Genomic DNA, 18,757 nt, shown 5'->3' with positions numbered 1-18,757 from the left:
TGTTTTACCGTGGTCAACGTGGCCGATAGTACCAACGTTAACGTGCGGTTTCGTACGTTCAAATTTTTCTTTAGACACGATCGTGTTCCTTCCTAGTTATGATTCGTCGTGATCATTATTGATCGACGACGCGCCAGAAATTGTTATTTTATGCGCCAACGCCCGTTAGCGCAATATTTGGACGCCCTGATCTCGCAAAAAGTCGTAAACTTTTTGCAGTTCAATCGTCAATTAGTAACCACGCTCTGCAATAATTTTATCTGCGAAGTTTTTCGGCACTTCAGCGTACTCGTGAAACTCCATAGAGTAAGACGCACGGCCTTGAGTTGCAGAACGTAGATCAGTTGCGTAACCGAACATTTCGGATAGTGGTACTTGAGCACGGATGATCTTAAGACCAGCCACACCTTCGTCCATGCCTTCAATGATACCGCGACGACGGTTTAGGTCACCAACAACGTCCCCCATCCAGTCTTCCGGAGTGGTTACTTCGACATTCATCATAGGTTCTAGAATCACAGGTTGTGCTTCTAGTGCACCTTTCTTGAATGCCATCGAGCCAGCGATCTTAAACGCCATCTCGCTTGAGTCTACATCGTGGTAAGAACCATCAAATAGTGTAGCTTTAATATCTAGTACAGGGTAACCCGCTAGAACACCACTATTCATTTGCTCTTCGATACCTTTCGATACCGAACTGATGTATTCCTTAGGAATCACACCGCCCACGATTTCGTCTACGAATACGAAACCTTCACCAGGCTCAGAAGGTTCAAGTTTGACCCAAACATGACCGTATTGACCACGACCACCTGATTGACGAACAAACTTACCTTCAACTTCCGCTTTACCACGAATGGTTTCACGGTAAGCAACCTGAGGTTTACCAACGTTACAATCAACGCTGAATTCACGCTTCATACGATCAACGATAATGTCTAGGTGAAGTTCACCCATACCTGAGATCAGAGTCTGACCTGATTCGTCGTCCGTTTCCACGCGGAATGATGGATCTTCCGCGGCTAGTTTACCTAGCGCGATAGCCATTTTCTCTTGGTCTGCCTTAGAACGAGGCTCTACAGCAATCTGAATAACTGGTTCAGGGAACTCCATGCGTTCTAGAATCACTTTGTGGTTCTGATCACACAGTGTGTCACCTGTTGTTACGTCTTTCAGACCGATAGCAGCTGCAATATCACCAGCGCGAACTTCTTTCACTTCTTCACGCTTATTCGCATGCATCTGAACGATACGACCGAAACGCTCTTTCTTCTCTTTTACTGAGTTGTAAACAGCGTCACCCGAGTTTACAACACCGGAGTAAACACGCATGAAAGTTAGCGTGCCCACGAATGGGTCAGTCGCAATCTTAAACGCTAGCGCTGAGAAAGGTTCGTTGTCGTCAGCATGACGCTCAACTTCATTTTCTCTTTCGTCGACACCTTTAATTGCAGGTACGTCAACAGGCGATGGCAAGAACTCAACGACTGCATCCAGTACCGCTTGAACACCTTTGTTCTTAAACGCACTACCACAAGTAGCCAGTACGATTTCGTTATTTAGTGTGCGAGTACGTAGAGCTTGTTTGAGCTCAGCTTCAGTCAATTCACCTTCTTCAAGGTACTTGTCCATCAGCTCTTCGCTAGCTTCAGCAGCGGATTCAACCATGTGGTTGCGCCACTCTTCAGCAAGTTCAATCATGTCAGCTGGGATGTCTTCGTAAGTAAACGAAGTGCCTTGATCGGCATCATTCCAGTTGATCATTTTCATCTTGATAAGGTCGATGACACCTCTGAACTCATCTTCCGCACCAACGTTCAGCTGGATTGGAACAGGAGTCGCACCAAGACGATTCTTAATTTGGTTCACAACGCGTAGGAAGTCTGCGCCCGCACGGTCCATCTTGTTTACAAATACCAAACGTGGAACGTGGTATTTGTCTGCTTGACGCCATACAGTTTCAGACTGAGGTTCAACACCAGATGAGCCACAGAACACAACCACAGCACCATCAAGTACACGAAGAGAACGCTCTACTTCGATAGTAAAGTCAACGTGTCCAGGGGTATCAATGATGTTTACGCGATGCTCAGGGAACTGTGCTTCCATACCACGCCAGAATGTAGTAGTCGCAGCGGATGTGATAGTGATACCACGCTCCTGCTCCTGCTCCATCCAGTCCATGGTTGCTGCACCATCGTGAACTTCGCCGATTTTGTGAGAAAGGCCAGTGTAGAACAGAATACGCTCAGTTGTGGTTGTTTTTCCTGCATCTACGTGAGCACAGATACCGATATTACGGTATAGCTCAATAGGAGTTTTACGAGCCACGATTGTATCCTCTTACTAAGGTGTACCTTAGAGTATAGAAAAGTGCTGCGAGAGAACCTCGCAGCACAGAAGGTATTACCAACGGTAATGAGCGAACGCTTTGTTTGCGTCAGCCATGCGGTGAACGTCTTCACGTTTCTTAACCGCAGTACCTTTGTTCTCAGACGCGTCTAGCATTTCAGCAGCTAGGCGTTGAGCCATAGATTTTTCACCACGCTTGCGCGCAGCTTCAACCAACCAACGCATAGCAAGTGCGTTACGGCGAACCGGACGTACTTCTACAGGTACTTGGTAAGTTGAACCACCAACACGGCGAGATTTAACCTCTACCGCTGGGCGAACGTTTTCAAGAGCTTCTTCAAAAATAGCTAAGTGGTCTTTACCAGACTTTTCAGCCATAGCATCTAGTGCAGTGTAAACGATTTTCTCTGCAGTAGATTTTTTACCGTCAACCATTAGGATGTTAACGAATTTTGCCAGCAATTCAGATTTGAATTTTGGATCTGGAAGGATCTTACGCTGACCAATGACGCGACGACGTGGCATGGATTTATCTCCGTTGTCTTCTTCAGGTTTTATCCAAAACTTTTCAGTTTTTTCAAAAAATTAAAAATAATTTAGTGTTTGGCCTTACTTAACGGAATCCATTAAGACTTAGGACGCTTCACACCGTACTTAGAACGACCTTGTTTACGGTCATTTACGCCAGCACAGTCTAGTGCGCCGCGAACAGTGTGGTAACGCACACCTGGAAGGTCTTTAACACGACCACCACGGATTAGAACAACTGAGTGCTCTTGAAGGTTGTGACCTTCACCGCCGATGTACGATGTAACTTCGAAGCCGTTTGTCAGACGTACACGACAAACTTTACGAAGTGCTGAGTTAGGTTTTTTAGGTGTAGTAGTGTAAACACGAGTACATACACCACGTTTTTGTGGGCACGCTTCTAGTGCAGGCACGTTGCTTTTAACAACTTGCTTTGCACGTGGCTTACGTACCAACTGGTTAATAGTTGCCATTAACTAGCTCCTGATTTACTTGAAAGTAAGCTTTGTGAAAAATCTATCCCCAACTGCCAATGCAGTTAGGGACGCAAAATTCTATGCAGCAGTGAGAGGTGTGTCAAGAAATATACGGATCTTTTTTGTTCAATTAGAACAATTCATCCGTAAAGCTTTGTCGACAGCAAATCTTGTTCAATCCCAAGTTAGGGATTTATCCTGTTTTGCTGTTAGTTCAACGAAGCCTGAGTAATTCACAATCGTCAGCGATGGACTGATACGATTTGCAATACCGCGAGCTTGCGCATCGCTCTCTAACACAAATACGCTGCGGTTTTTTAGATGGGAAAATGCTTTATGTTGCGAGTTAGCAGCGTACACTGCATCTTCTATAAGTAAGATGTCATCCTGTTCACTGCATAAAGGCATAGCGTCTTCTAGAGCAGAGACTGTTTTTATGATGTGTAACATAACTTCCTCAAAAAGACAGTAGCTTGCCAGCGTGTTGTAACTTATCTTTGAGCTGTTCTGAGCTTAACGCTTGGGCTTCAATGACTAAATCCGCTTGCGCCAAACCTCGCTGGGTTAACGACTCTGAACACACAAAGACTTGTTCGATGTCGTATAAATCGAAAAGCTTTAACATCGGCGCGTAATCTTTACTCAAAATATTGTTGGGGTCTTGCCCGAGTAGAAGCTGGTATACCCCGTCACCCATGAAAATGACGCTGATATCTTCACAGTAAGCCGACGCGGCTAACAGTGCATCCACACCTTCACGACCAGCTGCACAGCCATGTGGCGCACTACGAAATAGATAAGTTAACTGACTCAAAACTGTACCACTCTGTCTTGGGTTAACATCGCTTCAGCTAGGCTACCTAAGCCTGCTTGTTCAAAACCATCGGCTAGATTGTTCTGAACCAAACCATGTTGATTCGCTTCTTCTTCACTTACAATCCCGCGACGCAAAGCGGCCGCGACACAAGTTTCTAGGCGAACACCATGCTCTTTAGCCAAAGACTGCCACGCCTTATTGAGATCAAATTCATCGTTGGCTGGCACACTCAAAGCAGTACCATTAGTCACACCATCTTGATAAAAGAAGACGCTCACTAGCTGATGGCCTTGCTCTATCACCGCTTTGGCGAACTGATAAGCACTGCGCGCTGACTGGCTGCCATAAACGGGACCATTCACCACTAACGTGTAAGTCAGTTTACTCACCTTTCATCATCCTCGGTTTTACGTTGACGAATGTACAAGTAAACGGTGTGTTTTGAAATATTAAGGCGATCCGCGACACGGTTGATGGCATCTTTAATATCGAAGATACCTTTGTCGTACAACTCCATCACGATCTGGCGATTTTTGGTGTTGTTAGACACGGATTTATCCGCATTGATCTCTTCGATGGTGCGTTCAACAGTTTGGTCCACCAGCTCTTCTACGTCACTAGCAAAGTTGACCGAGGAAGCCGCTTCTTTCGCTTCTTGCGTCGGCATGAAAGACTGAAGGACTTGCGAGAAAGGCGCATCCAAATTGACGTTGATACACAACAAACCAATCACGCGATTTTCGCCATTACGAATGGCGACAGTAATCGACTTCATCAACACGCCACCTTTTGCACGGGTAAAGTACGAACGTGAGAAGTTGCGCTCCGAGCCTTCGATGTCTTTTAGCATCTTAAGCGCTAAATCAGTGATTGGTGAGCCGACTTGGCGCCCCGTGTTTTCACCGTTAGCGATTTTAATTGCAGAGGTATTTAAGTCTTCTAGAGAGTGAAGAACGATTTCACAAAATGGACCTATCAGGCTGGCGATACCATCCACGACCGCCTCATAAGATCTTAAAATGATTTTGTCGTGCTCGGTAAACGGCATCACGTTAACGGATTCCATTTCGAGCAACATCTCCGCGTTTATTGTTTCTGTAGTTGTCATAAGCCTTCGAGCGAAAAATCAACAAATTGGTGTAAGTTTATCAGAAAATTTGAAAAGCAACCTAGCAAACTCACCAACTAGTGACCTAGAACAAAAAAGGCCCGTTAAACGGACCTTTTTCAATAACTTATCGCAGCTTATTGTTATTGCTCTGCGTTGTCGTTCTCAACTTTTAGCAGCTCAACTTCAAATACTAGCGTTGAGTTAGCAGGAATGCTTGGTGTGTCTTGGTCACCGTATGCTAGCTCTGGCGGGATAACGAATTTGAATTTAGAACCCACAGGCATTAGCTGAACACCCTCTGTCCAACCTGGGATTACACGGTTAAGTGGGAACGTTGCAGGTTCACCACGATCGTATGAGCTGTCGAACTGAGTACCGTCGATCAGAGTACCTTTGTAGTGTACTTGAACCGTATCAGTGTCTTTTGGCTTCTCACCTTCAGCTGGTGTCATTACTTGGTATAGAAGACCTGTATCTGTCTTCACTACGCCTTCTTGCTTCTCAAACTCAGCTCGGAAATCATCGCCAGCTTTTTTCGCTTCAGCTGCTTTCTCAGCCGCTTGTGCTTGCATCTTTTCTGCAACACGCTTGTCTAGAGATTCTAGTGCTGCACGTGTTTCTTCTTCATTCAATTCAGCATTGCCTTTGAAGACGTCTTCGATACCTTTTAGTACCAAATCTTTGTTAAGATTAATGCCGATTTCGCTTGGCTTGTCGATGCTTGTGCTTAGGTAGTTAGCAAATGAAACACCGATTGCGTATGCCGCTTTGTCGTCGTCGGTTTTAAAGTGAACCGCTTTACCGGTTTCTGCTTGAACTTGTTCTGCTTGAGGTGCGGTTTCTGTTTTAGTTTCTTCTTTCTGACAACCTACCGCTAGCATAACTGTTGCAGCAAGTAGCGACACTTTTAAAACTGATTTCATTAAATTCTCCCAATAATGGCTCTGCCATTGGTTGTTGTGCACAAATCTTCTATGAGACTAGTGAAGACAATCGTTATACCAATATACTAGCTATATGTCTTAAGACACAAACCGGATTATTAGATGTGATGCAAAGAATTTTTCATTTATTCCTATATTTAATTGTCATCACCACGTTAAATGGTTGCTTTTTCGCCGAGCGTGAAGTGCAGCGTTGGCCGATAGAACCTCAAGGTGCGACGAGCTTCGCACTTAGCAGAGATGGACGGTTTGCTCTGCTCTATTCTCAACAACGTCATTTGATGTTGTGGGACCTAGAGCAAAATGAACAACTAGCCAATCTGGGTGAACTCGATGCCGATGCCAATGTGGTTTCCCATATCCGCATATCTGACAATGGTCGCTACGCAATTACAGCAAGCCAAATGAACTTCGCAGTTTGGGACCTAGGCTGGACGCAATCCGAAGGCCTTTGGTCTATCTCTGATGCGCTCATTCGCGACGTTGATATCACCAGTAATGGTGAACAAGTTCTGCTTGGGTTATCCAACGGTAAAGCAATTTATGTCAACTTAGTCACCGGGCGTCGCATGGAGTTCCTTGCACATCGTGAAAAAGTCAATTCCGTGGCCATTTCTCCTAATGGGCGCTTCGCCCTAACCGGAGGTAATGACTATAAAGCGTATCTGTGGGACACCGAAACCGGACAAGTACTACGAACCTTCGAACATGAACAACGAATTGTTCGCGTGGCCCTGCAAAGAGATGGAAAATTAGCAATGACATCTGATGGCGGAAACCAAGCGATTGTTTGGAATTTAAAAACTGGACAAGAAGTCACACAGTTGAGCAGTTGGTCACGCCAATTAATTTTCTCTACCGCACGATTTTCTGACGACGGGACTCAACTAGTCACAGGAAGCCCTTCTGGCCGTGTGTCGATATGGGATACTCAAACCGGAAAACGAATGAGTGGATTTGAAGTGGAGCCCAAAAAAGACACTCGCCCTCCCCGTGCGGTCGTGTATGATGCAGCCTTTGATTCAAAACAACGCGTAATTACTGCTACTTCAGCAGGTATTGCCCAAGCTTGGCAGTTAGAGAACGGATCATGACAGAAAAAATCATTCAGCAATTGGAAGCACGCATTAATGACTTAGAATGTCAGCTTGCGTTCCAAGAACAGACTATTGAAGATCTGAACGGAGCTTTATCGCAGCAACAACTGCAAATTACCAAGATGCTCGATCAGATGAAATATGTGGTAGGTAAAGTAAAAAATATGGACTCGTCGAATTTAGCCGATCCGTCAGAAGAAACCCCACCACCGCATTATTAAAATGCAGGCTCAAATAGCATAAAGCCCAGAACATGTTCTGGGCTTTGTTGTATTAATTACTTAAGAAGGTACTCAAGAGGAAGCTATTCGTCGGCGTAGATTTTAACGCTCAGCTCGCCTTGCGTATTAATGCCTGCTCGGTACATGCCAGAACTGTTCATCGCAAAGTGCATCTCACCTTTAGCATCAATGGCAATCAAACCGCCCTCTCCGCCCATCTGTTTGAGATCACCTTGGATAATGTGTTCACAAGCCGTATGAATATCTTCTTGTAAGTAACGCATACGTGCTGCAACATCTTCCGCAACACGTTTACGAATAAAGAACTCGCCGACACCCGTAGTGGAAACTGCCACGACGCCATTTTCGGCCACCGTACCACAACCAATAAGAGCCGAATCTCCGACTCGGTTGTATTTCTTATTCGTCACGCCACCCGTACTGGTGGCAGCGGCTAAGTTGCCTTGTTGATCTAACGCTACCGCACCAACCGTACCGTGCTTACGGTCATCTGGGTAACGAGATTCCGACAAAGCAAACAGTCCTTTCTCACGCATAGACAGCAACTGCTCATAACGGCGATCAGTAAAGAAGTAATCTTGCTCGGTATACTCATGGCCTTGCTCAAAAGCAAACTTCTCTGCGCCCTCACCCACCAACAGCACATGATTGCTGTTTCGCATCACGTCACGAGCGAGCTCAATTGGGTTTCTGATATGACGAACCCCAGCGACCGCGCCTGCTGCAAGGTTTCGCCCATCCATCACAGAAGCGTCCATTTCAACCATTTCGTTGTTGGTCAGCACTGAGCCTTTACCCGCATTAAAGTTAGGAGAGTCTTCCAATACTTTCACTGCCGCTACGACGGCATCTAAGGCTTCACCGCCCGTGTCTAGAATTTGATGTCCCGCTTTTACCGCAGCTTCTAAATCCGCCAAGATGGATTGTTGCAGCTCATCGCTCACCTGTTCACGCAAGATGGTGCCCGCACCACCATGAATGGCAATCGAGAAAGGTTTCGTCATCACTTTGTCCAACTGTTATTCCTTGTATGGTTGGCACTACACCTTAGATAAACAAAAAGCGCAAGTTGAAAACTCAACTTGCGCTTTTCAAAGCTTTGCTAGATAAGATTATCTAGTGAAGGCGCTTATGATTAGTGAGAACCACAGCTACCGCCGCCACAGCAGCCGCCTTCTTCTTCGTGATCGTGGTCATGATCGTGACCACCACAACAGCCACCACCTTGGTGGATGTGACCGTGTTCGATCTCTTCTGCTGTTGCTTCACGTGTAGACATAACTTCTACTTCGAAAGTTAGTGTTTGACCAGCTAACATATGGTTACCGTCAACAACCACTTCGTTGCCGTCAACTTCTGTTACTTCAACAGGGATTGGACCTTGGTCAGTGTCAGCTAGGAAGCGCATGCCCACTTCGATTTGCTCAACGCCTTGGAACACGTCCGCAGGAACGCGCTGTACTAGCGCATCGTTGTGCTCACCGTAAGCTTCTTCAGGAGCTACCGTTACTGAGAACTTGTCGCCAGCCACTTTACCTTCAAGTTCTTTTTCAAGACCTGTGATTAGGTTGTTGTGACCGTGAAGGTAATCTAGAGGTGCTTCTGCTGTTGATTGATCAACAACGACACCGTCTTCCATCATTACTTTGTATGCAAGGCTTGCAACAACGTTCTTTTCAATTTTCATACTAACTCCAGGGAGATTAATTGACTTAACCTGAATGGGGTTAAGTACTGAGATATCTGGGTGTATTATGGGGATCAATTATCGAAGTTCAATTACTCCGGCTTAAAAATTCCGATCATTTCCTGATCTGAGTGTTTATTTTTCTCTACAGATTGTGGTTTACGCTGCTCTGTAAACTCACACTCGACACACTCAACTAATTCGATGTTATTTTCAATCCACCAGCGCAGGGTATCTTGCTGGCTGCAATTTGGGCAGCTAGCGCCGGCAATAAAACGTTTCTTGATTTTCACGCTATTTCCTTAGCTTGAGTCTTGGCTCAAGTACTACTTCCAATGATTAGGTGACTGATGGTCGCTCTCCATTTCACGACCAAATATTTCTTCTAGCTCTTTGCGGGCCTCTTTCGCTCTTTGAGCTAATTTCTTATCTTCATTGTGTTGAGGCAATAAGTCCTTAAGCATAGCATTATCTAACTTGCGAAAATGTGCTTCTGCCCGCTTTGCTTGATAAGGATGCATACCCAGTTCTACGAGCGCTTGGCGACCGAGATCTAGCGCCCCTAAAAATGTTTCACGAGAGTAATTCTCTACACCATGACTCATTAACTGGTAAGCCTCGACACGGCTTCTTGCTCGGGCTAACAACTTAAGTTTCGGGAAGTGCACGCGACAAATGTCCACGATGGCCATCACCTCATCAGGTGAATCAGTACAAATAATCAATGCTTCCGCTTTATCAGCGCCAGCAGCCCTCAATAGGTCAATTTGTGTAGCATCGCCATAAAACACTTTGTAACCATACTTACGTAATAGGTGGATTTGGCTGGCATCACTTTCTAATACTGTCACTTTGATTTTATTGGCATACATTAAACGTCCGACGATCTGACCGAAACGTCCAAAGCCTGCAATGATAACGCGTGGTCGGCGATCCACGACTTTCGTGGTCATGCCCTCTTCTTCTTGATTCAGGGTATGAGCAAACCACTTCTTTTGTCCCATCAGCAAAAGAGGAGTCGTCACCATGGATAGACTGACCACCACCAACAGAAACGCCACTTGCTCTTTGGACAAAATGCCCTCTTGGCTCGCCGCGGTAAATATGACAAAGGCAAACTCACCGCCTTGACTCAAAATTGCAGCCATACGGCTTCTCGCTTTGGCTCCGACACGGGCAGCTCTCGCCAATGCATACAAAACCAAACCCTTAACCACGACCAAAGCCACCACCGCACCGAGAATCTCTAAAGGGTGTAATGCCAATAACCCCAAGTTTACCGCCATGCCCACCGCAATAAAGAATAACCCCAACAACAGACCTTTAAATGGCTCGATAGCGATTTCCAGCTCATGGCGATACTCACTCTCTGCCAGCAAAACGCCTGCTAAAAAAGTCCCCAATGCCATCGAAAGGCCAAGCTTTTGCATCACGACCGAAATGCCAAGCACGACTAAAAGTGCAGCAACGGTAAAGAGCTCACGAACGCCGCTCATCACGACAAAACGAAATAGCGGACGTAGTAAAAAGTGACCACCAATCAACAGTGCTACCACACTGCCTAAAATAGTGAAGACATCCAACCAACTTCCACCACTATGCCCGCCTGCTAGCAAGGGCAACATCGCCAGCATCGGGATCACTGCAATATCTTGAAAGAGCAGCACCGCAAAACCAGATTGCCCCGTTTCGGTACCATTAAGCCCTTGCTCTTCAATGACTTTAAGCGCAATCGCCGTCGAGGACAGCGCCAACCCCATCCCGATCACTAAACTCACTTGCATGCTTACGCCAAACATACTGACGACACTACCAATCACGGCGGTCGTGACCACAACCTGCGCACCGCCTAAACCTAAAATCGGCCCTCGCATCTGCCACAATTTTTTAGGGTTTAATTCCAGCCCTATCAAAAACAGTAACAACACAACCCCAAGCTCGGCAAAATGCAAAATAGCATCAACGTCGCTAATTAAGCCAAGCCCCCATGGGCCAATCAACACACCAGCGAGTAAATAACCTAAAACCGAGCCAAGCCCAAGGCGCTGAGCAATCGGCACCGCAATAACCGCAGCCGAAAGAAAGACCACACTGCTTTGAAGAAACTCACTGGTGATCGCCATACTGACCTCCTCGATCTGCCGCTTGCCAGTTTTCAAGTGGGTTACTCAGCCATCCACGGTATAACTCAGCATGTTCGTAGCGTTCAATATCCGAAACATTTCTTGACCAATACAACACCAGAGGTTCAATCCAGTGCATTTGGCATAGGGCTGCCGTCAGTTCAAACGGTTGCAAGATTTGCTCAAGTGGGTATTTGTTGTACCCCTTCGCGCTGAAGGCTTCTTCTTTACCACCTGTTGTAATGACACTGCGCCAGTATTTTCCTTCTAGCGCCGCACCTCCGCCAAACGCAAAGCCTTTACCTAACACTCGGTCTAGCCACTCTTTTAATAGGGCTGGACATGAATACATATAAAGTGGGTGGTGAAATACAATCACATCGTGAGCGAGCAACAACTCATGTTCGTAATTCACATCAATAAAGAAATCAGGGTAAACACCGTAAAGATCGTGCACAGTGACGTGATCAAGCGACTGAGCTTTTTTTATCATCACTTGATTGGCAATCGAGTTATGTGGCTCTGGATGAGCATAAATGACCAGAACTTTTGGGAGAATAGACGGTGCAACAGCCAAATGGTCGTCCTTGTGGTTATTTTTATCCGTTATCAAATTGTTATACTTTTTTGTACAGCATAATGCAATTAAAGCGAATCAATCGACTTTTCCGGCCAATACCCCTACTATTCACCGCTAGATATATACCCAAGTGGCTTTAAAAACGATTGAAACCACTTCGCTATGTAACCAAGCAACGCGCACTGCGCAAAGTGAATGAAAACTTTATGATTACCTTCTCTGATATTCAGTTACTGCGTGGCGGTAAACCTCTTTTAGACCAAGCTTCTGCGACTATTCACCCTGGCGATAAAGTCGGTCTTGTGGGCAAAAACGGCTGCGGTAAATCAACGCTGTTTGCCCTACTGAAAGATGAACTGTCAATTGATGCTGGCTCATTTAGCCAACCTCAACACTGGGAGTTGGCCTGGGTCGCACAGGAAACGCCTGCGCTAGAGCGCACTGCACTGGAATACGTCATTGATGGTGATCGCGAGTACCGCGCTCTCGAAAAGCAGTTAGCTGAAGCAGAAACACAAGACAACGGAACCCTAGTTGCCGAGATACACGGTAAAATTGAAACCATTGGTGGTTACAGCATTCGCGCTCGCGCGGCAGAACTGCTCGATGGTTTAGGGTTCAGCCAAGAGCAAATGAGTTGGAGTTTGACCCAATTCTCGGGTGGTTGGCGTATGCGTCTTAACTTGGCTCAAGCGCTATTGTGTCGTTCTGATCTACTGCTACTCGACGAACCAACCAACCACTTGGATTTGGACGCGGTAATGTGGTTAGAGCGTTGGCTACAAAACTACCCTGGCACGCTGATTCTGATCTCGCACGACCGAGACTTCCTTGATCCAATTGTTGGTCGCATCATTCACATCGAGAATCAGCAGCTGAACGAATACACGGGTAACTACTCGTCATTCGAAAACCAACGCGCACAAAAGATGGTGTTGCAACAAGCGATGTTTGAAAAGCAACAGAAGCAGATGTCGCACATGCAAAGCTACATCGACCGCTTCCGTTACAAAGCATCAAAAGCACGCCAAGCCCAAAGCCGTATCAAAGCTTTGGAGCGCATGGAAAAAGTACTGCCAGCTCAATTCGATAACCCATTTAGCTTTCAATTCCGTGAGCCAGCTGCGCTGCCAAACCCAATCATGATGATGGATGAAGTATCTGCAGGTTACGGTGACAACCTCATCTTAGAGAAGATCCGCTTAAACTTGGTTCCTGGCAGTCGTATTGGTCTACTCGGCCGTAATGGTGCGGGTAAATCGACCTTAATCAAGCTGCTCTCTGGTGAACTTAACGCGCAAGGTGGTGACCTAACTTACTCACAAGGCGTGAAAATTGGTTACTTCGCTCAGCACCAGTTAGAAACGCTTCATCCTGAAGAAACGCCGCTGCAACACATGATGCAAATCGCACCCGATCAAACCGAACAGCAGCTACGTGATTACCTAGGTAGCTTTGGCTTCCAAGGTGACAAAGCACTAGAAAAAGTTGCGCCGTTTTCTGGTGGCGAAAAAGCCCGTTTGGTATTGGCTTTAATTGTGTGGCAAAAGCCAAACCTGTTGCTACTTGATGAACCGACCAACCACTTAGACTTGGACATGCGCCAAGCACTTACGATGGCACTGCAAACATTCGAAGGTGCGATGGTGATTGTTTCGCACGACCGCTATTTACTGCGCGCTACGACCGATGACTTGTATTTAGTGCATGATCGACAAGTTGCTCCGTTCGACGGTGATTTAAATGACTATTATAAATGGTTAACCGAACAACAAAGAGCGGAACGCAAAGAAGCGCAGGCTGCGCAGCCAAGCAAAGATACGGCCAACAGCGCAGCTGCGAAGAAAGAGCAAAAACGTCGCGATGCAGAGTTTCGAAAACAGACAGCGCCAATTCGCAAAACGCTGACACAACTAGAAAGTAAAATGGATAAGTTAGGTGCTGCACTGGCCGAAGCTGAAGAACAATTGGCGGACAACTCACTGTATGCGGCCGAAAATAAAGCTAAACTTAACCAAGTGCTGGCACTTCAAGCTTCCAGTAAAGCTGAGCTCGAAGAAATTGAAATGGAATGGATGTCTGCTCAGGAAGAACTGGAGCAGATGGAGCTAGAGTTTAATCAATGAGTAATCAACACGCTGAATACACACTCACCTTAGAACACCTTTGGCAGTTCAGTCTGCAGTTTTATGGTGTGCGAGAAGTGAAAGAAGCGTGTTTATCATTGCAGAACAATTATCACGGCAACGTGAACCTACTCCTGCTGCTCAGATGGCTCGATGAGCAGCAACTCATTTTCCAAGAAAAAGACTGGCCCTTGGTGCAAGACTGTCTAGGTAGGAGCGAAACTTTACTTCACTCCTTTCGCGACCTTCGTCGCCACCTTAAGTCTCAAGTCAATGACGCTTTGTATCGTGAGACCTTGCAGTTTGAGCTGCAACTAGAAAAGCAGCAACAAGCGGATTTGGTGGACTGCATTAACTCACTTGCACTACTCAAAAATGATGATGACCCACTGACGTTGAGATACTGTCGTCAACTCGGTGGGGAACATTTGCAGCAAGCCTTTGCTATTCCGGTGCCAAACATTCAACCACCAAAACGCCCATAAATCTGTAGAATACCTATAATCTTTATAAAGGATTATATTAATAAGTTCTTCAACGGACACCGAAGGACCGCATAAGAGCAGTTAGGTATGACACAATTTTTCGCAGCCGCCGGGATCAAAAACCCGCATCTCCAAACGCTTTTGCCGCGTTTTATTCGCAAAAAAGCGTTGTTTACGCCGATTTGGCAAACCCTCGATACATCCGATGGCGACTTTCTCGATCTCGCGTGGAGCGAGGACCCAACCCAAGAGCCTGCACAAAAAAAGCCGATTTTTGTTTTATTTCATGGATTAGAGGGGTGCTTCTATAGCCCTTATGCCAATGGGCTAATGAATGCATTTGCTCAATCTGGATGGCTGTCGGTGATGATGCATTTCCGCGGTTGTAGCGGTAAGCCAAACAAGAAAGCTCGCGCCTATCATTCTGGTGAAGTGACTGACGCCCGCCACTTCTTAGAGCACCTTGAGCAACGCTTTCCTGATAACCCCAAGGTTGCGGTTGGTATTTCTCTTGGCGGTAACATGTTGGCGAATTATTTAGCCCAATATAAAGACCACCCTATTTTGAATGCAGCGACTATTATCTCAGCGCCTTTAGACCTAGCGGCGTGTGCGAACCGTATAGAACAAGGCTTTTCAAAAGTGTATCGCCGTTATCTGCTTTCTTCACTGAAACGTAACGCGTTACAAAAGCATCATCTACTGCATGGCGAGCTGGCGCTGTCCTACAACTCAATCAAACGTGTCACACGGCTGTATGAATTCGATGATTTGATTACCGCACCATTGCATGGCTTTAAAGACGCACAAGATTATTACGACCAATGCTCTGGCTTAAGTAAACTACAGCAAATCACGCTACCCACACTGATCATCCATGCCAAAGACGATCCGTTCATGACCGATGATGTGATACCGAAGTTTGTTCTGCCAGATAATATTGATTACCGTCTCTTTGAGCACGGTGGCCATGTTGGCTTCCTGACAGGAACGGCGTTAAAACCTAAGTTTTGGTTGGAGGAAGCGCTGCCCGCGTATTACGAAAGTATCGCCGCAGATTACCTTTCTGCTGTATCCAAGCAACGAACGCAGTAAACTAGCCGCTCATCATAAAAGTTAGAGGTATTTATGATCATTCCATGGCAAGACATTGCGCCGGAAACATTGGAAAACTTAATTCGTGAATTCGTCTTACGCGAAGGAACGGATTACGGAACCGTCGAGGTTTCTTTGCAAGACAAAATTGATCAAGTTAAAGCTCAATTGGAAAAAGGTGAAGCGGTTATCGTGTTCTCTGAGCTACACGAAACCGTCGATATTCAACATAAAACAAAATTTTAGACCCTTCACATTTTACCGTATCCCACTCGATGACAAGGTATTGTTACGTGCTATAGTGGGATATCGACCGTGCAGTAGTAACTCTACTGCACATTACAGGTAAGTAATTTTCGACAAGGTTTGTCATGTCAGCTAAACACCCAATTATTGCGGTTACTGGTTCGTCCGGTGCCGGCACGACCACTACATCTGAAGCCTTCCGTAAAATGTTCAATATGATGAACGTTAAACCCGCATGGGTTGAAGGCGATAGCTTCCATCGCTTTACTCGCCCAGAAATGGACATCGAAATTCGCAAAGCCCGCGAGCAAGGTCGACACATTAGCTACTTTGGCCCACAAGCTAATGACTTCCCGGGATTAGAAGAGTTTTTCCGTAAGTTCGGGCATGACGGCACTGGCAGCGTGCGCCGTTATCTGCATACGTTTGACGAAGCAGTTCCCTACAATCAAATGCCAGGCACGTTTACACCGTGGCAAGACTTACCCGAAAACAGCGACGTGCTGTTTTATGAAGGGTTACATGGTGGCGTGGTCGATGGCGAGGTTAATGTTGCTCAACATGTGGATTTCTTAATTGGCATGGTGCCGATTGTGAACTTAGAGTGGATCCAAAAATTCGTACGTGACACTCGCGATCGCGGCCATTCGCGTGAAGCGGTAATGGACTCAATCGTGCGATCCATGGACGATTACCTCAACTATATCACTCCGCAGTTTTCTCGTACTCACATCAACTTCCAGCGCGTACCGACCGTTGATACTTCCAACCCACTTAATGCAAAAGGCATCCCTAGTTTGGATGAGAGTTTTGTGGTGATTCGCCTACGCGGTATCAAGAATGTCGACTTCCCATATCTGCTGGCCATGATTGATGGCTCATTCATGTCACGCCACAACACGATTGTCGTACCCGGCGGTAAGATGAGCTTTGCAATGGAGCTCATAGTTCGGCCTATCCTACAACAGCTCATCGAAACAGGGAAAATTGGCTAAAAACCTGCCTGCGAAGATGTTTACTTTTCATACCGTGATCATGTGCACAGTTTTGCTTACAAAATCTCAATCATGGCACGATTAAAATCAAGAAATCGTTTTCGAAAAAGGATACTATTTCTTACCGAAACACAAGAGAGCTTGCAGCATATAAAAAGTGCTCTTATTCTAGTAGGCCTAATTCAGGCTTAGCTAAAATATGGATAGCGCAAGCGTACCCTGCAGAGGAAGTGAGATATTATGGTTCTAGGTAAACCTCAAACCGACCCAACATTAGAGTGGTTTCTTTCACACTGTCATATTCATAAGTACCCTTCAAAGAGCACGCTAATTCACGCGGGCGAAAAGGCAGAAACTTTGTACTACATCGTTAAAGGTTCTGTTGCGGTTCTTATCAAAGACGAAGAAGGTAAGGAGATGATCCTTTCTTACCTAAACCAAGGAGACTTTATTGGTGAACTTGGTCTATTCGAGGAAGACCAAGAGCGCACAGCTTGGGTTCGTGCTAAATCTCCTTGTGAAGTTGCTGAAATTTCTTTCAAGAAGTTCCGTCAGCTTATCCAAGTAAACCCAGACATCCTAATGCGTCTTTCTGCGCAGATGGCTCGTCGTCTTCAAGTAACTAGCCAAAAAGTGGGTGACCTGGCGTTCCTAGACGTAACTGGTCGTATCGCTCAGACGCTTCTGAACCTTGCAAAACAACCAGACGCAATGACTCACCCAGACGGCATGCAAATCAAGATCACTCGTCAAGAAATCGGTCAAATTGTTGGCTGTTCTCGTGAGACAGTAGGTCGTATCTTGAAGATGCTAGAAGAGCAGAACCTAATCTCTGCTCACGGTAAAACCATCGTGGTTTACGGTACTCGTTAATCTCAAACTAGAGTGACACGAACAAAATTATAAAAGCCACCAATGGCAACATTGGTGGCTTTTTATTTGCTCATGACCAAATGAGATAGGGTGCAGCGAACACTAATGAGTAAGCTTAACAGGTTAACCCTAAAACTTAGCCATTCGTACTTTCAAAGATTTTGTCAGCTGAAGCGGCCACGAAACCTGGGTACAAATCACCATTTTCCATCGGATAGCGCTTAGCAAATTCATAAAACCCGCCAGGGATAATTTCAGTGCCTTCGCTAAAACGAACCGCTACTTTATCTGCCATGGTCGATGACTGCTCTAGCAACACCTCAGGAGTGCCCTTCACTTCACCACCATTTTCATTAATGGTAAACCCAGCGGTACGCAGATGATCGTTTACCTGCTTCACTTCTTCATATTCATTGAGCTGGTTAACGCTCACCGTGAAGTGGTTTGCTCCGTAACCATGCGCCGCAAGCCAAGATGCGTACTCACTTTCTTTAGCCAACGTTTGGTAATCAGCAAAGCTTAAATCCCACAAGCGTCCACCATGTAAGAATGCGCTATCGTTCAGCTTGTCAGCATCGACTTGTGCCACCAAATTTTTCACAATCTCTTGTAGCTCAGACGAGCACTCTTCAACTTTTAGCTCACTAATAAATACTTTAGGTTGCTTCGGATCTGGGTGCTCATAGTGCTTAGCAACCAGCTTTTTGCTTTCGAAAACGTAATCACCACACGCCTTGTAACCAATAGCTACAAATGGCTTAGCTAGAGTTTCAATACCAAGAGGCGCGATATTGAAGGTACGTAAAGCTATATGATCATTAATCAGAGGCTCATCTTCTTGAAGCAGCTGATGCACTTTAGCAGCCGAAGGGCAAAGACGTTGAATGTAATCTTGCCATAGCGATTCAAATAACACATCGGGCGTCATAACGACTCCTTGTTACGAGATGTAGAGTTTAAAGGTAAGCGGAAGTTGGCTG

Annotated in this window: 22 protein-coding genes; 8 read left to right on the top strand and 14 right to left on the bottom strand. The window is 45.9% G+C overall.

From position 1 onward, the window contains the following. Positions 1-231 precede the first annotated feature (231 nt). The 8 genes from fusA to fkpA form a co-directional block, all read right to left on the bottom strand. Complete coding sequence (gene fusA / locus R7P80_RS27940) at positions 232-2,331, bottom strand: elongation factor G (protein ID WP_005382794.1); 2,100 nt, start codon at positions 2,329-2,331, stop codon at positions 232-234. Positions 2,332-2,406: 75 nt separating this feature from the next. Next, a complete protein-coding gene (gene rpsG, locus R7P80_RS27935; RefSeq protein ID WP_005382796.1) occupies positions 2,407-2,877 on the bottom strand; it encodes a 30S ribosomal protein S7 in 471 nt (156 codons plus the stop codon). 101 nt (positions 2,878-2,978) lie between these two features. After that, positions 2,979-3,353: a 30S ribosomal protein S12 gene (gene rpsL / locus R7P80_RS27930; protein WP_004399892.1), complete on the bottom strand. Its 375-nt coding sequence runs from the start codon at positions 3,351-3,353 to the stop codon at positions 2,979-2,981. A gap of 177 nt (positions 3,354-3,530) precedes the next feature. Further along, positions 3,531-3,806 (bottom strand): sulfurtransferase complex subunit TusB, encoded by a 276-nt coding sequence (gene tusB / locus R7P80_RS27925; protein WP_005382799.1) that lies wholly within the window; start codon positions 3,804-3,806, stop codon positions 3,531-3,533. A 7-nt stretch (positions 3,807-3,813) separates the two neighbouring features. Then, the gene (gene tusC, locus R7P80_RS27920; protein WP_054702275.1) at positions 3,814-4,170 is read right to left on the bottom strand and encodes a sulfurtransferase complex subunit TusC; all 357 of its coding nucleotides are present in this window, start codon (positions 4,168-4,170) and stop codon (positions 3,814-3,816) included. Further along, positions 4,167-4,562, bottom strand: coding sequence for a sulfurtransferase complex subunit TusD (tusD, locus tag R7P80_RS27915; RefSeq protein WP_017821752.1), 396 nt, complete (start codon positions 4,560-4,562; stop codon positions 4,167-4,169). Before tusD ends, tusC begins: the two co-directional genes overlap by 4 nt. Continuing rightward, positions 4,559-5,281 (bottom strand): transcriptional regulator, encoded by a 723-nt coding sequence (locus R7P80_RS27910; protein ID WP_005382804.1) that lies wholly within the window; start codon positions 5,279-5,281, stop codon positions 4,559-4,561. The genes tusD and R7P80_RS27910 overlap by 4 nt, the downstream gene beginning before the upstream one ends. Before the next feature lie 143 nt (positions 5,282-5,424). After that, positions 5,425-6,207: an FKBP-type peptidyl-prolyl cis-trans isomerase gene (gene fkpA / locus R7P80_RS27905; protein ID WP_017821751.1), complete on the bottom strand. Its 783-nt coding sequence runs from the start codon at positions 6,205-6,207 to the stop codon at positions 5,425-5,427. A 128-nt stretch (positions 6,208-6,335) separates the two neighbouring features. Here fkpA and R7P80_RS27900 point away from each other — a divergent pair, with 128 nt between their 5' ends. Both R7P80_RS27900 and R7P80_RS27895 read left to right on the top strand, forming a co-directional pair. Continuing rightward, complete coding sequence (locus tag R7P80_RS27900; RefSeq protein WP_017633742.1) at positions 6,336-7,322, top strand: WD40 repeat domain-containing protein; 987 nt, start codon at positions 6,336-6,338, stop codon at positions 7,320-7,322. Beyond that, on the top strand, positions 7,319-7,546 hold the full coding sequence (locus R7P80_RS27895; protein WP_005381455.1) for a SlyX family protein: 228 nt from the start codon (positions 7,319-7,321) through the stop codon (positions 7,544-7,546). The genes R7P80_RS27900 and R7P80_RS27895 overlap by 4 nt, the downstream gene beginning before the upstream one ends. An 83-nt stretch (positions 7,547-7,629) precedes the next feature. Here R7P80_RS27895 and R7P80_RS27890 read toward each other — a convergent pair whose 3' ends face one another. The 5 genes from R7P80_RS27890 to kefG form a co-directional block, all read right to left on the bottom strand. Further along, positions 7,630-8,571 (bottom strand): isoaspartyl peptidase/L-asparaginase family protein, encoded by a 942-nt coding sequence (locus R7P80_RS27890; RefSeq protein ID WP_225492170.1) that lies wholly within the window; start codon positions 8,569-8,571, stop codon positions 7,630-7,632. 131 nt (positions 8,572-8,702) lie between these two features. Beyond that, complete coding sequence (slyD, locus tag R7P80_RS27885) at positions 8,703-9,254, bottom strand: peptidylprolyl isomerase (protein WP_005381451.1); 552 nt, start codon at positions 9,252-9,254, stop codon at positions 8,703-8,705. Between the two features lie 92 nt (positions 9,255-9,346). Next, positions 9,347-9,547, bottom strand: coding sequence for a YheV family putative zinc ribbon protein (locus tag R7P80_RS27880; protein WP_005381449.1), 201 nt, complete (start codon positions 9,545-9,547; stop codon positions 9,347-9,349). Positions 9,548-9,580: 33 nt separating this feature from the next. Continuing rightward, positions 9,581-11,377 carry a glutathione-regulated potassium-efflux system protein KefB gene (gene kefB, locus R7P80_RS27875; RefSeq protein WP_017633740.1) on the bottom strand — a complete coding sequence of 599 codons (1,797 nt, stop codon included), beginning with the start codon at positions 11,375-11,377 and terminating at the stop codon, positions 9,581-9,583. Then, entirely contained in the window at positions 11,361-11,954 is a 594-nt protein-coding gene (kefG, locus tag R7P80_RS27870; protein WP_005381444.1) for a glutathione-regulated potassium-efflux system ancillary protein KefG, read from the bottom strand. The genes kefB and kefG overlap by 17 nt, the downstream gene beginning before the upstream one ends. A 209-nt stretch (positions 11,955-12,163) precedes the next feature. Between kefG and R7P80_RS27865 the strand changes: the two genes are divergently transcribed. The 6 genes from R7P80_RS27865 to crp all read left to right on the top strand — a co-directional run bounded on the left by R7P80_RS27865 (position 12,164) and on the right by crp (position 17,777). Next, complete coding sequence (locus tag R7P80_RS27865) at positions 12,164-14,083, top strand: ABC transporter ATP-binding protein (protein ID WP_017633739.1); 1,920 nt, start codon at positions 12,164-12,166, stop codon at positions 14,081-14,083. Beyond that, entirely contained in the window at positions 14,080-14,568 is a 489-nt protein-coding gene (locus R7P80_RS27860; RefSeq protein WP_017633738.1) for a TIGR02444 family protein, read from the top strand. Before R7P80_RS27865 ends, R7P80_RS27860 begins: the two co-directional genes overlap by 4 nt. Positions 14,569-14,655: 87 nt before the next feature. Then, positions 14,656-15,663 carry a hydrolase gene (locus tag R7P80_RS27855; protein ID WP_017633737.1) on the top strand — a complete coding sequence of 336 codons (1,008 nt, stop codon included), beginning with the start codon at positions 14,656-14,658 and terminating at the stop codon, positions 15,661-15,663. A 33-nt stretch (positions 15,664-15,696) separates the two neighbouring features. Continuing rightward, the gene (locus tag R7P80_RS27850) at positions 15,697-15,909 is read left to right on the top strand and encodes a YheU family protein (protein WP_005382815.1); all 213 of its coding nucleotides are present in this window, start codon (positions 15,697-15,699) and stop codon (positions 15,907-15,909) included. Positions 15,910-16,034: 125 nt separating this feature from the next. Then, entirely contained in the window at positions 16,035-16,904 is an 870-nt protein-coding gene (locus R7P80_RS27845) for a phosphoribulokinase (protein WP_086047074.1), read from the top strand. A gap of 240 nt (positions 16,905-17,144) precedes the next feature. Beyond that, entirely contained in the window at positions 17,145-17,777 is a 633-nt protein-coding gene (gene crp / locus R7P80_RS27840; RefSeq protein ID WP_005381432.1) for a cAMP-activated global transcriptional regulator CRP, read from the top strand. A 136-nt stretch (positions 17,778-17,913) separates the two neighbouring features. Here crp and R7P80_RS27835 read toward each other — a convergent pair whose 3' ends face one another. Next, positions 17,914-18,705 (bottom strand): DUF1338 domain-containing protein, encoded by a 792-nt coding sequence (locus R7P80_RS27835; protein WP_005381426.1) that lies wholly within the window; start codon positions 18,703-18,705, stop codon positions 17,914-17,916. Positions 18,706-18,757: the final 52 nt, after the last annotated feature.

It is taken from the genome of Vibrio sp. 2092, from assembly GCF_033339635.1.
In the GTDB taxonomy this organism is placed as follows: domain Bacteria; phylum Pseudomonadota; class Gammaproteobacteria; order Enterobacterales; family Vibrionaceae; genus Vibrio; species Vibrio alginolyticus.
The sequence above is the reverse complement of the archived record's forward strand: the minus strand, read 5'-3'. Positions and strand labels throughout refer to the sequence as shown.

Coding starts and splice junctions, on each gene's coding strand:
- R7P80_RS27855 (WP_017633737.1), top strand. CDS start 14,656: ATGACACAATTTTTCGCAGCCGCCGGGATCAAAAACCCGCATCTCCAA.
- R7P80_RS27860 (WP_017633738.1), top strand. CDS start 14,080: ATGAGTAATCAACACGCTGAATACACACTCACCTTAGAACACCTTTGG.
- rpsG (WP_005382796.1), bottom strand. CDS start 2,877: ATGCCACGTCGTCGCGTCATTGGTCAGCGTAAGATCCTTCCAGATCCA.
- crp (WP_005381432.1), top strand. CDS start 17,145: ATGGTTCTAGGTAAACCTCAAACCGACCCAACATTAGAGTGGTTTCTT.
- tusB (WP_005382799.1), bottom strand. CDS start 3,806: ATGTTACACATCATAAAAACAGTCTCTGCTCTAGAAGACGCTATGCCT.
- fkpA (WP_017821751.1), bottom strand. CDS start 6,207: ATGAAATCAGTTTTAAAAGTGTCGCTACTTGCTGCAACAGTTATGCTA.
- kefB (WP_017633740.1), bottom strand. CDS start 11,377: ATGGCGATCACCAGTGAGTTTCTTCAAAGCAGTGTGGTCTTTCTTTCG.
- R7P80_RS27835 (WP_005381426.1), bottom strand. CDS start 18,705: ATGACGCCCGATGTGTTATTTGAATCGCTATGGCAAGATTACATTCAA.
- rpsL (WP_004399892.1), bottom strand. CDS start 3,353: ATGGCAACTATTAACCAGTTGGTACGTAAGCCACGTGCAAAGCAAGTT.
- R7P80_RS27865 (WP_017633739.1), top strand. CDS start 12,164: ATGATTACCTTCTCTGATATTCAGTTACTGCGTGGCGGTAAACCTCTT.
- slyD (WP_005381451.1), bottom strand. CDS start 9,254: ATGAAAATTGAAAAGAACGTTGTTGCAAGCCTTGCATACAAAGTAATG.
- R7P80_RS27910 (WP_005382804.1), bottom strand. CDS start 5,281: ATGACAACTACAGAAACAATAAACGCGGAGATGTTGCTCGAAATGGAA.
- R7P80_RS27850 (WP_005382815.1), top strand. CDS start 15,697: ATGATCATTCCATGGCAAGACATTGCGCCGGAAACATTGGAAAACTTA.
- R7P80_RS27845 (WP_086047074.1), top strand. CDS start 16,035: ATGTCAGCTAAACACCCAATTATTGCGGTTACTGGTTCGTCCGGTGCC.
- R7P80_RS27900 (WP_017633742.1), top strand. CDS start 6,336: ATGCAAAGAATTTTTCATTTATTCCTATATTTAATTGTCATCACCACG.
- R7P80_RS27895 (WP_005381455.1), top strand. CDS start 7,319: ATGACAGAAAAAATCATTCAGCAATTGGAAGCACGCATTAATGACTTA.
- R7P80_RS27890 (WP_225492170.1), bottom strand. CDS start 8,571: ATGACGAAACCTTTCTCGATTGCCATTCATGGTGGTGCGGGCACCATC.